Here is a 12,638-nt window from a genome sequence, read left to right as displayed (position 1 = left end):
CGCGCGGCTGTGGCGCGGGTTGGTTGTTCGTCTGCGGCCCGGCTGCCGCGCGTACGTCGCTCGCTGTGTTGTTTGGTTCGCTTCTCCGTCCGCGCGGCTGTGGCGCGGGTTGGCTGCCCGTCTGCGGCCCGGCTGCCGCGCGTACGTCGCTCACAGGACCACCACCGATCGCAGCACCTTGCCGCGCTGCATCCGCTCGAAGGCGACCTCGACCTCGTCCAGCGCGATCGTCTCGGTGACGAAGGCGCCCAGGTCGAGCTTGCCGCTGAGATAGAGGTCGATCAGCACGGGGAAGTCCCTGCTGGGCAGGCAGTCCCCGTACCAGGACGACTTGAGGGCGCCGCCCCGGGAGAAGAGCTCCTGGAACGGGAGCTCGATGGTCACATCCGGTGCCGGGACCCCGGCCTGGACGAGCACGCCCGCCAGGTCCCGCATGGCGAAGCCCTGCAGATAGGTCTCCGGGCGGCCGACGGCCTCGATGACGACGTCGGCGCCGTGGCCGTCGGTCAGCCGGCGCACGGCCTCGACCGGGTCGGTGCCGCGCGAGTTGACGCTGTGGGTGGCGCCGAACTGGGTGGCCACGTCCAGCTTGTTGTCGTCGATGTCGACGGCGATGACCCGGCGGGCGCCGGCCAGCGAGGCCGCCGCGATGGCCGCGTTGCCGACACCGCCGCAGCCGATGACGGCGACGGTGTCCCCGTAGGAGACCCCGCCGGTGTGCACGGCCGCGCCCCAGCCGGCCATCACGCCGCAGCCGATGAGTCCGGCCGCCTCGGGACGCGCGGCCGGGTCGACCTTGACGGCCTGGCCCGCGTCCACCAGCGTCCTGTCGGCGAAGGCGCCGATGCCGAGGGCGGGGGTCAGCGGGGTTCCGTCCAGCAGCGTCATCGGCTGCCGGGCGTTGCGCGAGTCGAAGCAGTACCAGGGCCGCCCCTTACGGCAGGAGCGGCAGCTTCCGCACGGTGCGCGCCAGGCGAGTACGACGAAGTCGCCGGGGCGCAGATCGGTGACGCCGGGGCCCGTCTGCTCGACGATGCCCGCGGCCTCGTGGCCCAGCAGGAAGGGGAAGCCGTCGATGCTGCCGCCGACGGCGCCTTCCCGGTAGTGCAGATCGGTGTGGCAGACACCGCATGCCTGGATGGAGACGAGGACCTCGCCCGGGCCGGGGTCCGGTACCAGGATCGTCTGCACCTCGGCCGGGGCATCCTTCTTCATCGCGATGACAGCGCGGACCTCGTGTGGCATTCCCAGACCTCGCAGTTGTTGCGTAGTGCACGACTGGTTGCGCTATGGGAGACATAGTGAGAACGCCGAACCTTGCCCGTCAAGAGATGTGGATCAGTGGTTCATGACGGAGCGTCAGAAAAATGCGCTGCGGGCCCGGTCGGTGCCGGACCCGCAGTTATGGGAGGTCGGGGCGCTGCCAGTGCTGACGCCGCATCAGAAATTTGTACTTTTCGACGGCCCGCGTGCCGTTGTCCCGGACGGTCAGTAGGCGTAGCCCATCCGGCGCGAGAGGTCCTGCGCGGCAGCCATCGTGCGCTTGGCCACCTCCTGGAGCCGCTCGTCCTCCAACCGGTAGGACGGTCCGGAGACGCTGATCGCGCCGATGACCTTGCCGTCGTGGGCGCGCACCGGGGCCGCCACCGCGTGCAGACCGAGCTCCAGCTCGTCCCGTGCCACCGCGAAACCGGTCTTGACCACCGACTTCAGCTCCGTCCGCAGCTCCGCCGGGGAGATCACCGTCGACTCCGTCAGTCGCGGCAGCTTCCGCGACAACACGCTCTCCTGCACGGATTTGGGCTGGTGTGCCAGCAGTGCCTTGCCGCTGGAGGTGGCGTGCAGCGGGGTGCGCCTGCCCAGCCAGTTCTGCGCGGTGACCGAGGACGAGCCGCGCGCCTGCATGATGTTGACGGCGGCGTCGTCGTCCAGCACCGCGATGTTCGCCGTCTCCCCGGCGTCCTCGGCCAGCTCGCGGCAGACGGGCGCGCCCTCCTGCGAGATGTCCAGCCGGGAGGCCGCGGCTCCGGCCAGCCTCAGTACGCCCGGACCCAGGTAGTACTTGCCGCGGTCCTGCTCCTGGGACACCAGTCCCCTGGCTTCCAGAACGCCCAGCAGCCGGAAGGCTGTCGACTTGTGGACGCCCAGTTCTTCGGCGATCTCCGTGACTCCCGCATCTCCGTGCCGGGCCAGGATCTCCAGCACGCTCACCGCGCGATCGACCGACTGGACCGAAGCAGCCGCGCCTCTGGACTGCCTGCCCGTCCCTGTGTCCTCCGATTTTTCACTCATCTGCTCAACGTCACCGCCTGCTGGCCTGGTTGTGGTTCCTGGTTGCTGGTGCGCGGCCGCGCGCCGTTCTCCCCGGAGGTCGTCGGCGAGTGCTTGACGTGAAGCCTCCCCGCTTGGATTCTGTTGCGCATCACGCTCCATCGTGCGCGATACGGAACTCGGATAGTAGCGAAGTGTCTCCCCGCACCTTCCCGGTCAGTCGGCACCAGGGCCGGCCGGCCGTACTCACCCGAATGTGCTCGCGAGGTGAATCACAGTGATACCTGTCTGCCGCATTGAGGACCTGCCCGCTGGTGAGTCCGTCCGTCTCGACCTCGAACCTCCCATCGCCGTCTTCAACGCCGACGGCGAGCTCTACGCAATCGACGACACCTGCACCCACCAGGACGCGTCCCTGTCGGAAGGCTGGCTCGAGGGCTGTCTGGTCGAATGCCCGCTGCACGCCGCTTCATTCGACCTGCGCACCGGCCGTCCCACCTGCCTCCCGGCTCGCAAGGCCGTACGTACCCATCCGGTGAGCGTGCTGGACGGCACCGTGTGGGTACACATCGAGTCCGCCCAGCCCGCACAGACATCGCACACCGCCGCAGCCGGACAAGGGAGCGCCGCATGAACACCATCACCGTGATCGGCGCCTCCCTGGCCGGGCTGCACGCCGCGCTGGCGCTCCGCTCGGAGGGCTACGACGGCAGGCTGGTGATGATAGGGGAGGAGCACCATCGCCCCTACGACCGCCCGCCCCTCTCCAAGGAGTTCCTCACCGGCGCGCTGACCGCCGAACGGCTCTCCCTCGCCGACGCGGAGGAGATCGCCGAACTGGACGCGGACTGGCTGCTGGGCACCCGCGCCGAAGGCCTCGATCCACCCTCCCGCACCGTCACGCTCACGGACGGCCGCAGGCTGTCCACCGACGGCGTCGTCCTGGCCACCGGAGCGGTGCCCCGCACCCTGCCCGGCGAGCCGCTGGCGGGGGTGCACACGCTCCGCACCCTGGACGACGCCGCCGCGCTCCGCGAGGAGCTGAGCCGGGGGCAGGTGCGGGTGGTGGTGATCGGCGCCGGCTTCATCGGGGCCGAGGTCGCCTCCTCCTGCGCCACGCTCGGCCACAGCGTCACCGTCGTCGAGGCCGCCGCGCAGCCGCTGCTGCCCCAACTCGGTGCCCGTATGGCCGCCTTCTGCGCCGACCTGCACACCGACCACGGTGTCACCCTGCTGACCGGCACCGGCGTGCGGGCACTGCACCCGGACGGTCGCCGGTCGGCCCGGGGGGACGGCGCCGGCGGCGAGCAGCAGCGGGTCGGCTGGGTGGAGCTGGCCGACGGCCGCTCCCTCCCCGCCGACGTGGTCGTCGTCGGTATCGGCGTACGGCCCGCGACCGACTGGCTGGAGGGCTCCGGCATCCCGCTGGACGACGGGGTGGTCTGCGACGCGGGCGGTGTCACCCCGGTGCCGGGCGTGGTGGCGGTCGGCGATGTCGCCCGCGCCGCCGGGCACCGGGCCGAGCACTGGACCAGCGCCATGGAGGCCCCGACCGTCGCGGCGCGCAATCTGCTGGCCGGGACGACGGTCGAGACGTACACGGCGCTGCCGTACTTCTGGTCCGACCAGTACGGCATCCGGCTCCAGCTCGCGGGAAGCCGGGCCGGGGCCGACACCGTACGGCTGGTGGAGGGCTCGCCCGAGGACCGCAGCTTCCTCGCCGTCTACGAACGCGACGACGGCACCCCGACCGCGGTCCTCGCCGCCAACCGCCCCCGCCCCTTCATGCGGGCCCGGCGCGAGCTGGCCCGCGCCGGGATGGCGGCGGTCTGACCGCTGCGGGGCTCCCCCTCCTCCTCCGGGGAGGGGGCGCCCCTTGTCGCGCGGCCTCGCACGGGGTCGGCACGCAGGAGGGGGTCAATTGCCGGCGGTGGCGGCCTGCTTCTCGCTGGGCCGGACGATGACGAAGCCGTCCCCGTCCAGTCTGAGCTGCACCGCCTCGCCGGAACCGCCCCGGATCATCGAGCCGAAGCTCTGCGAGCGGTGCAGCGAGGTGTGCAGCTGGGCACTCCAGCCCACCACCGCGTCGGTGTCCACGAACACCGGTGCCTGCTGCGACACCGGAATGACGATCGGCGTGCCCTCGCAGATGACCGCGAGCCTGCCCTGGCCCGAGAAGACGCTGTTGAACAGCCCGCCGCCGGCCATCCCCGCGCCCTTGACGATGCCGATCTCGTAGTGCAGCCCGGCGTCGAAGCACAGGACGTTGCGGCCGTTGACGGTCAGCGAGTCGCCGGGAGCTATGTCGATGATGAAGCAGTTCTCCGCCTCGTGCGCGAACCACGCCTCGCCCTGACCGCTGACCGACATCAGCGCCAGCCCCTCGCCGGTGACCTGCCGCTTGAGGAAGTTGCCGACCCCCTGCCCCTTCTTCTCGAACTGAAGGTTCCCCCGGAAGGCGACCATCGACCCCTGCCGCGCGTAGCACTCCCCGTTCACGGTGTACTTCACGCACTTCTCGTTCTGCAGCTCCATCCCCGGCGTGGGGCTGGGCTGCGCCATGTTCTTCGTAGCGAAGAGCTCACTCTGCATGGCGCCTATGTTCCCCCGGAATGCGCCGCTCCAGCCAGACTCCTTTCCTCCGGCCGCCACGACCTGTCCATGTGCTGCGACGCGATTTGAGGGTTTCCCCGCCCCGCACCGATGCGCACCAGCTCTGTTCTGCTCACAAGTCCCCAAAAGGAGTTCAATGAAACGATGGAAGGTGTCAGGGGGCGCAGGGCCTCCGGGGCAGCTGCCCCATGGCATATGAAGAGGGAGACGGGACATGAAGTTCGTGCTCGAGGTCGACACCAGCGAGATGCGCGGCGAAGGGGAAGCCGCAGCAGAGCTGGGACGCGTCCTGCGGTACTGGGGCGGCAATCTGCGCCACTATGCGCTGGAGCCCGGCGACGGTTCGGTCGTCTACGACTCGCAGTACCGCGAGGTCGGCAACTGGCGCATCACCGCGTCGTCGTGACCGGCGCAGGCGGCCCGGCGGCCGGGGAGCGGAGAGGAGAAGCGATGGCGACCACGGGCGCCGACCCGCAGCGGATCGGCCGGGAACTCGACGGTGCCGTCGTCACCGTCGACCCCGCGCTGCCATCGGCGGTGCGCGAGGAGGTCGAGGAGATCATCGGCCGCCCGGTGGGCGCCGGCGCCGGCCCCCGGGTGCATGTGGGGCCCGGGTTGCCCCGACTCGCCGCCGGTGAGCGGCTGCTGTGGATGCACAGCACCAACGCCGGAGTCGACGCACTGCTCCGGGCCCACTCGCCGTGGCCGCCCGAGGCGCTGCTGACCCGCACGGTCGGACGGATGGGGGAGCGGATCGGCCAGTACGTCCTGGCCTGGGCGCTGGCCGAACTGCAGGCGATCCCCGGCTTCCTGCGCCAGCAGGAGGCACGCACCTGGAACCGGCTGCCCACCGAACTGGCCGACGGCACCCTGGCCGTCGTCTTCGGCACCGGCAGCATCGGTGCGGGGATCGGCGCCGCCCTGCGGCGCTGCGGTATCCGCACGGTCGGAGTGGCCCGTACCCCGCGCCCCGCACCCGGTTTCGACTCGGTGCTCGCGCTCGGCGACCCGACCGGTCCCCACGGCCCTTCCGCCGAGCTGACCGCCGCCCTGGGCGCGGCGCGCTGGGTCGTCGACGCGCTGCCGCTCACCCCCGGTACGGCCGACCTCTTCGGCCCCGCGCTGTTCGGGGCGATGGCCGGGGCGACGTTCTTCAACGTCGGCCGCGGCGCGACCGTCCGTACCGAGGCGCTTGCCGAGGCCCTGGAGCAAGGCCGGGTGGCGCACGCGGTCCTGGACGTCCTGCCGGAGGAGCCCGCCCCGCCCGCCTCCCCGGCCTGGGACCTGCCCCGCACCACCTTGACCTCCCACTCGGCCGGTCCGACGACCGCCGCTGACATCACCGCCGACTTCCGCACCGCCTGGCAAGCCCTCCGCGCGGGCCGGCTCCCCGCCCTCACGGTCCGCACCGCGGCGGGCTACTGAACCGTGCCCGCCCGCGGCCCATCACGGCTGCAAACGCAGGTTCCCGCAGGCCCCGCTGCTCCCGTCAGGCTCCCGCACCCAGCCGCTGGATGCGGCGGGAGATCCGGGCATGGACGGTGAGCATGTCCGTGGTGCCGGGGAGGGTGAGGGCGCCGTCCTCCACCACGGGGCGGCCCTGGACGAGGGTGTGGCGGGGGCGTACGGGCCCGCAGCGCAGCCACGCCTCGACCAGGTCGGTGTGGGCGCCGGCGAAGGCGAACCGGTCCAGCTCCCATACGACGACATCGGCCGGGGCTCCCGGGCGCAGCCGGCCCAGCTCGTCGCCCCGGCCCAGACAGGCGGCGGCGTCCACGGTGGCGGCCCGGAGGATGTCGCGGGCGGTCGCCGCCGCCGCACCGCCGCGCTCCCTGGCGGCGGCGAGGGCGGTGCGCGCCTCCAGCCACAGCGAGGCGTGGTCGGTGGAGGCCGAGCCGTCGCAGCCCAGCCCGACGGTGACACCGGCGGCGCGAAGGTCGGGGAGGCTCGCTGCCCCGGCGCCCAGCATCATGGTGGAGCCGGGGCAGTGGGCGACACCCGTGCCCCAGCGCGCCAGCCGGGCCCGCTCGTCCTCCCGGGAGAAGACCAGATGGGCCACCCATGCCCGCTCGCTGCCCCAGCCGACGTGCTCGAACTGGTCCACCGGGCGCCGTCCGAACGTCTCCAGGCAGTACTGCTCCTCGCCCCGGTCCTCGGCCAGATGGGTGTGCAGCCGCACATCCAGGCGTTCGGCCAGCCGCGCGGTCTCCACCATGAGCCGCTCGGTGACGGCGGCCTGGGTGGCGGGCGCGAGGGAGATACGCAGCATCGAGCCGGGTGCCGGGTCGTGGTACGCAGCGACGAGGCGTTCGCTGTCGCCGAGGATCTCCTCGGCGCTCTCCACCAGCGCGTCCGGCGCCGGCCCGCCGTCCCGTTCGGACAGGTCGAGGGCCCCGCGTGCCGGGTGGAAGCGCAGCCCCACCTGGCGTGCGGCACGGATCTGGGCGTCGATCAGACGGGGCCGCGGGTGGGCGTGGAGCATGTCCGCCGTGGTGGTGCAGCCGCCCAGTGCCAGCTCGGCGAGCCCCACCCAGGTGGACACCTCCACCGCCTCCTCGTCCAGCGCCGTCCACAGCGGGTAGAGGGTGCGCAGCCAGTCGAAGAGCTCGTAGCGGGTGGCCGGGGCGTAGGCCCGGGTGAGGTTCTGGAAGATGTGATGGTGGGTGTTGATCAGTCCGGGCGTGACCAGGGCGCCGCGTGCGGACAGCGTGCGGGCGGCCGTCGGCTCGTCCCCGGCCCGGCCGACCCCTGTCACGGTGCCGTCCGCGAGGGCGACCCAGCCGCCCGGGATCTCGTCCCCGTCCATGGTGACGACCAGTTCGGCGTCACGTATCAGCGTGTCGTTCACCGGCAACTCCTCACGGTCCGGGCCGGGAGTCCTCCCGGCCCCCGCCCGGGTGGGCCGAACGGACACAGTCATGCGTACGGCGGCGGATGGAGGGGAACTCGCGCACAGTCCGCCTTACGGCACGAGAGAGGGGGCGTCATGCACTGCTACGACTGCTACCGGGAGGGCACCGAGACTCCCGCGGTCGCGGTCTGTGTCGATTGCGGTGCCGCCGTGTGCCCGCGCCATCTGCACAGCGAGTCCGAGCCCGTGCGTGAGTCGATGAGCACCGGACGGGTCTGGTCGCCCGGCGAGGGGCGCCGGATGGTCTGCCTCGTGTGCCACGGCTCGACCCGGAAGGGGGACGGGCAGGACGGCTGACGCCCCGTCGCCCTGGCGTGGGCACGGCGGCCGACGCCCCGTCGCCCGCCGCTTCCTCCAGTCGCCTCAGGAGAGGGCCCGGCGTACTGCGGTGGCGGCCACGGCGGTCGCCGCCGCGGTGCCCAGCGCGGCGAGCAGCCCGTGGTGGTGCGAGGCCCACAGCTGGTAGCTGCGCGAGGACGCCTCGTCGTCGAACTCGCCGTGTGCGCCGTAGTCGTGGTGTGCGTCCGCGGGCTTCCACAGGTTGTCCGGCTGGGCGGGGGAGCGTTCGCGATCGGTCTGCTGGCCCTGGATGCCGGTCCTGGCCAGATAGCGGTCGAGCAGACCGGGCGCGAATTTGTCGCCCAGCAGGGTGGCGACCGTCGAGCCGCCGACCCAGTGCTCCCTGCGCTCCGGGTGGTCGGCCGCGTACAGGATGCCCCGCGCGGCCACTTCGGGCTGGTAGACCGGCGCGACCGGGCGGGGGTTGCGCGGCAGCCGGGACTTGACCCAGGTGAACTGCGGGGTGTTCAGCCCCGGAAGCTGCACCATCGTGACCCGCACGCCGCTCTTGTTGTGCAGCAGCTCGCAGCGCAGCGACTCGTGGAAGCCCTGGATGGCGTGTTTGGCCGCGCAGTACGCCGCCTGGAGCGGCACACCGCGGTAGGCGAGCGCCGAGCCGACCTGCACGATCGTCCCCGCGTCGCGCGGCTCCATATGGCGCAGCGCTGCCAGCGTCCCGTGGACGAAGCCGAGGTAGGTCACCTCGGTCGCCCTGCGGAACTCCTCGGCCTTCACCTCGGTGACGGGTGCGAAGACGGTGGAGAACGCGGTGTTCACCCAGACCGAGACGGGGCCAAGTTCCCGCTCGACGCGGTCTGCGGCCGCGTCCACCGCCGCGTGGTCGCTGACGTCGACGTTCAGTGGCAATGCCGTACCGCCCGCGTCCCGGACCTCGTCCGCGGCGCGGGCCAACCCCTCCTCGCCGCGCGCGAGCAGTGCCACCGCGGCACCGCGTGCCCCGAAGGCGCGGGCCGTGGCACGGCCCACCCCGCCGCTGGCGCCGGTGACCACGACGACCTGGCCGTCTGCTCCCGCGCGCCCGGGCTGCTGCTGGCTCATCCCACACCTCCGCTGTCTGCGTGTCTGCTTTCCGGGTACGGCGCCGGGGTGCGCCGTCGGATGCGTGTGAACGGGCCGGGTACCCGGTGCCGGGCCCGGTCACCTCCGGGCGCGGCGATTTGCACGTACGGCGTCAGGGGCCGCGCAGGCGGAACAGACCGCCGTCCGGGTCGCGGACCGTGGCGACCCGGCCGTGCGAGGAGTGCTCGACGGGCGAGACGACCGTGCCGCCCGTCTTCTCCACGGCGGCGAGTGCCGCGTCGATGTCGGCCGCGCGGAAGTGCACGTCCCAGCGGGTGCGTACCTGGGGGTCGGGTGCGGCCTCGACACCGCCTCCGCGCAGCCCCGCCACGGTCTCACCGTCCACCAGGATGTGCACCTCGTCGTTCTGCTCCTCGTAGCTGACCCCGTGGCTCGGGTTCTTCGTCCAGTCGAGCACCTCGCCGTAGAACAGCGCCGCCGCGAAGGCGTCGCCGGTGCGCAGCTCCAGCCAGGCGGGCGCGTGGCCCGCGCCGACCGCCCAGCCCCGCGGCAGCTCTCCCTGCCACATGCCGAACGCCGCGCCGGAGGGGTCGGCGGCCATGGCGGCACGGCCGTCGCCCACGCGCAGCGGGCCGACGGCGACGGTGGCGCCGCGCTCGCGGACGCGTTCACAGGCGAGGTCGGCGTTGTCGACGGCGAAGAACACGGTCCAGCGGACGGGCAGCTGCCAGGAGACGGCGGCCTCGTTGAAACCCGCCACCGGTTCGCCTTCCCTGGTGGCCGTGCGGAATCCGGTGCCGAGCGAGCTGTCGGTGAAGGACCAGCCCAGCACGGCGCTGTAGAACTCCTCGGTGGCCCGCCGGTCGCGGACGGTGAGACTGACCCAGCATGGCACCCCGGGTACGGAATCCATCACGTCACCTCAAGCCTCCTGCGTATTCCTTTCGCGCTTGATCGTTCGATTCTTTTCCGTCCCTGCGCGCCGGGGTGCCCACCGCCTGCGAAGACAAAACGAGAGTGAACGAGCAGGGAAGATGTGCAGTTTTGTGAGTTTTGTGACTTCTGAGGAGGGGTACTGGGCGGGTTGCGCCGATCCCGAGCCGAGGCCCGGGGTCCCTTCGGCGCGTCCCCGCACCGTCGAGCGCCGCCGCGCGCCACCGAGGAGTCGTCATGATGGCCCACCCCGACACCCTGCGAGAGCTGCTCAACCGCTACGAGGCACTCCGTGCCCGGCCCGGCCACCGGCAGGAGCTGGACGACGTCTCGTACACGCTCTGCGTCTCCACGGGTACGCGGGACGTGCGGGACGCGGTACGCGTGGCCCGGGCCCATATAGCGGGCGTCTACGCGGCCTGAGCTCCGGCACCCTCGGCACCGCCTCCGGCCGGCCGGTCCGCAGGCCGACCGGGCCACCTGAACCCCGCGCGGGCTCCGTGCGGTCCCGGCTGTGAACGGGGCCGGTTGCGGACCGGGCGCCAGGTGCTCACCAGGGCCGCCGCGAGCAGCAACTCGGCGAAGTCCCCGCCGTAGTACATCAACTCGGCCCCGCCCCGCACCTCGGTGACCGGGGCGGGGATGTCGATGAGGAAGCCCCCGTACATCAGCTGTGAGAGCACCGCGTGCCCGGCGATGGCGAACCCCAGCAGCACCAGCCTGGCCGGTACACCCGGCCGGGCCGGGGCGGGATCGGGCCCGGCCACCACCCATGCGAACAAGCAGCCGGACGCCAGGAAGTGGACGTGCAGCAGCCAGTGCCCGGCGGGGTGCGCCATGGCCGTCCCGTACAAGGGCGTGCAGTAGAGCGCCGCGAGCGAGCCGGTGTTCAGCAGCAGCGCCACCACCGGGTGCGTCACCCCGCGCACCGACGGCGAGCGCAGCAGCGCCGTGAGCCGCCGTGCGCGGGTCGCGGGCAGCGCCCGCAGCAGCAGGGTGACGGGCGCCCCCAGCACCAGCGCGGGGGGCGCGTACATGCCCACCAGCAGGTGCTGTGCCATATGGCCGCGGAAGTCGTGGTGCGCCCACGGGGCGAGCGGTGGCGACAGCGCGATGGCCAGCACCCCGCATCCGGCGACGAAGCTCGCCGTCCGCCGGGTGCTCCAGCCCCGCTGCGGACTGCGGCGCCGCACCTGGCGCACCAGCAGCAGATAGCCGACCGCGGGCAGCGCGGCGACCAGCGCCGGCAGCACGACGGCCACCGCCGACGGATGCGCGACGGCGCCGGTCACAGCGACCGCCCCGACATCCGGGCACCCCACGGCGCCTCCGGATCGAGGGTGCGGCCACTGCGCTGGAGGAGGTGGCCGCCCGCCAGCAGCAGGGCACCGATGACCAGGAAGCCGATGTCCCACCACAGCTGGTACGGGCCGCCGTGCACATGGTGGATGCCGAGGATCTGGTGGTCGAGCAGGCCCTCCACCAGGTTGAAGAGCCCCCAGCCCGCCAGGACCCAGCCCCACAGCACCCGGGAGGCCCACACCCGGCGGCGGCCGTGGGTGACCCGCGCGTAGAGGATCGCCAGCCCGAGCAGGACGGCCAGCCAGCACACGGTGTGGAAGATGCCGTCCCACACGGTGTTCATCTCCAGCCCGGAGACCGTGTGCGGCGAGTAGTACTTCACCCCGATCCGGTCGTCGTTGGTGCTGCTCAGCATGTGGTGCCACTGCAGGAGCTGGTGCAGCAGGATGCCGTCGACGAAGCCGCCCAGCCCCACCCCCAGCACGATCCCCGGCAGCCGCAGGCTCTCGGGAGCCGGTCGGGCCGCGCCGCCCGTCATCGCCATCGCTCGCTCCGTCCCTCGTTCGACTCGGTTCGACTCGCTGACCGTCCGTGCACGGGTGCGCACCATGGCGCCGGTTTCCCGTGGCGGGTCGGGTCACTCCGGCTTTCCGCCGACCGGCCCAGCGTTTTCCCCGGGGGTGGCTGGGAACCCCGGAGTCCGAGCGATCACAGGCGGCCGACGGCTGCCTTGTCGCGAACGAGCGAGCGACTGTCGCGGACGAGCGAGCGACGCGATCGACGTGGAACCGCGAACAACGTGAACGACGCGAACACGCGGACCGAACGACGTGAACGAGGTGAGCGCAGTGCCGGAGCCCGGCAGCAAGAGCTACGACAAGCACCGCGCGCGGCGCCGCAAGGATCTGGAGAAGAGCGGCGCGGCAGATGCGCAGGAGGCGAACGAAGAGGCCAAGCGCGAGATGGAGCGCGACCCTGACTGGCGTCCCTCCGGGCCGCGCACGGAGCGCGGCCGGGGCCCCAAGGGAGAGCGCCCCGAGTCCGAGTCCGGGGGCTGAGGGCCAAGGCCGCAGCCGCCCGCTGCTCCCTCTCGCCCCCTCCTGTCCCCTTACGCCTCTTTCTCCTCTTCCCCCCTCTCCTCGAGCCCCCTCTCCCCGAGGAACCGGGCCGACTCCGCCGAGGAGTCGGCCTTCGGTCCGCCAGGTGCCCGGCACTTTGCGAGAGTGTT

At 72.4% G+C, this 12,638-nt stretch carries 15 protein-coding genes; 7 read left to right on the top strand and 8 right to left on the bottom strand.

Going from position 1 to position 12,638, the window contains the following annotated elements; translation table 11 throughout:
• Positions 1-150: 150 nt before the first annotated feature.
• Both JW613_RS01310 and JW613_RS01305 read right to left on the bottom strand, forming a co-directional pair.
• Positions 151-1,245: an S-(hydroxymethyl)mycothiol dehydrogenase gene (locus JW613_RS01310; protein ID WP_209208820.1), complete on the bottom strand. Its 1,095-nt coding sequence runs from the start codon at positions 1,243-1,245 to the stop codon at positions 151-153.
• Positions 1,246-1,488: 243 nt separating this feature from the next.
• Complete coding sequence (locus JW613_RS01305; RefSeq protein WP_209208819.1) at positions 1,489-2,292, bottom strand: IclR family transcriptional regulator; 804 nt, start codon at positions 2,290-2,292, stop codon at positions 1,489-1,491.
• 256 nt (positions 2,293-2,548) lie between these two features.
• Between JW613_RS01305 and JW613_RS01300 the strand changes: the two genes are divergently transcribed.
• On the top strand, positions 2,549-2,905 hold the full coding sequence (locus JW613_RS01300) for a bifunctional 3-phenylpropionate/cinnamic acid dioxygenase ferredoxin subunit (protein WP_209208818.1): 357 nt from the start codon (positions 2,549-2,551) through the stop codon (positions 2,903-2,905).
• Complete coding sequence (locus JW613_RS01295) at positions 2,902-4,104, top strand: NAD(P)/FAD-dependent oxidoreductase (protein ID WP_209208817.1); 1,203 nt, start codon at positions 2,902-2,904, stop codon at positions 4,102-4,104. Before JW613_RS01300 ends, JW613_RS01295 begins: the two co-directional genes overlap by 4 nt.
• 84 nt (positions 4,105-4,188) lie before the next feature.
• Here JW613_RS01295 and JW613_RS01290 read toward each other — a convergent pair whose 3' ends face one another.
• Positions 4,189-4,863, bottom strand: a complete 675-nt coding sequence (locus tag JW613_RS01290; protein WP_099885442.1) for an AIM24 family protein — start codon at positions 4,861-4,863, stop codon at positions 4,189-4,191.
• 235 nt (positions 4,864-5,098) lie between these two features.
• Between JW613_RS01290 and JW613_RS01285 the strand changes: the two genes are divergently transcribed.
• Positions 5,099-5,290, top strand: coding sequence for a hypothetical protein (locus JW613_RS01285; protein WP_209208816.1), 192 nt, complete (start codon positions 5,099-5,101; stop codon positions 5,288-5,290).
• A 44-nt stretch (positions 5,291-5,334) separates the two neighbouring features.
• Positions 5,335-6,309, top strand: coding sequence for an NAD(P)-dependent oxidoreductase (locus JW613_RS01280; RefSeq protein WP_209208815.1), 975 nt, complete (start codon positions 5,335-5,337; stop codon positions 6,307-6,309).
• A gap of 64 nt (positions 6,310-6,373) precedes the next feature.
• On the opposite strand, the gene JW613_RS01275 is transcribed toward JW613_RS01280, so the two are convergent.
• Positions 6,374-7,732: an amidohydrolase family protein gene (locus tag JW613_RS01275; protein WP_307865741.1), complete on the bottom strand. Its 1,359-nt coding sequence runs from the start codon at positions 7,730-7,732 to the stop codon at positions 6,374-6,376.
• Between the two features lie 138 nt (positions 7,733-7,870).
• Here JW613_RS01275 and JW613_RS01270 point away from each other — a divergent pair, with 138 nt between their 5' ends.
• Positions 7,871-8,092 carry a DUF2180 family protein gene (locus tag JW613_RS01270; RefSeq protein WP_209208813.1) on the top strand — a complete coding sequence of 74 codons (222 nt, stop codon included), beginning with the start codon at positions 7,871-7,873 and terminating at the stop codon, positions 8,090-8,092.
• Positions 8,093-8,158: 66 nt separating this feature from the next.
• On the opposite strand, the gene JW613_RS01265 is transcribed toward JW613_RS01270, so the two are convergent.
• Both JW613_RS01265 and JW613_RS01260 read right to left on the bottom strand, forming a co-directional pair.
• Positions 8,159-9,193, bottom strand: coding sequence for an SDR family oxidoreductase (locus JW613_RS01265; RefSeq protein WP_209208812.1), 1,035 nt, complete (start codon positions 9,191-9,193; stop codon positions 8,159-8,161).
• Positions 9,194-9,326: 133 nt separating this feature from the next.
• Positions 9,327-10,088, bottom strand: a complete 762-nt coding sequence (locus JW613_RS01260; protein WP_209208811.1) for a VOC family protein — start codon at positions 10,086-10,088, stop codon at positions 9,327-9,329.
• Positions 10,089-10,345: 257 nt separating this feature from the next.
• Here JW613_RS01260 and JW613_RS01255 point away from each other — a divergent pair, with 257 nt between their 5' ends.
• Entirely contained in the window at positions 10,346-10,531 is a 186-nt protein-coding gene (locus JW613_RS01255) for a DUF5133 domain-containing protein (protein WP_099885449.1), read from the top strand.
• Here the strand turns inward: JW613_RS01255 and JW613_RS01250 are convergent.
• Both JW613_RS01250 and JW613_RS01245 read right to left on the bottom strand, forming a co-directional pair.
• Positions 10,519-11,400, bottom strand: coding sequence for a cytochrome c oxidase assembly protein (locus JW613_RS01250; RefSeq protein ID WP_209208810.1), 882 nt, complete (start codon positions 11,398-11,400; stop codon positions 10,519-10,521). The two genes, JW613_RS01255 and JW613_RS01250, sit on opposite strands and share 13 nt — an antisense overlap.
• The gene (locus JW613_RS01245) at positions 11,397-11,954 is read right to left on the bottom strand and encodes a DUF2243 domain-containing protein (protein WP_372447880.1); all 558 of its coding nucleotides are present in this window, start codon (positions 11,952-11,954) and stop codon (positions 11,397-11,399) included. Before JW613_RS01245 ends, JW613_RS01250 begins: the two co-directional genes overlap by 4 nt.
• A gap of 295 nt (positions 11,955-12,249) precedes the next feature.
• Between JW613_RS01245 and JW613_RS01240 the strand changes: the two genes are divergently transcribed.
• A complete protein-coding gene (locus JW613_RS01240) occupies positions 12,250-12,468 on the top strand; it encodes a hypothetical protein (protein WP_245224764.1) in 219 nt (72 codons plus the stop codon).
• Positions 12,469-12,638: the final 170 nt, after the last annotated feature.

Source organism: Streptomyces smyrnaeus (genome assembly GCF_017676345.1).
In the GTDB taxonomy this organism is placed as follows: Bacteria; Actinomycetota; Actinomycetes; order Streptomycetales; family Streptomycetaceae; genus Streptomyces; species Streptomyces smyrnaeus.
Note: the sequence above shows the minus strand (reverse complement) of the source record. Positions and strands in the feature narration are given on the sequence as shown.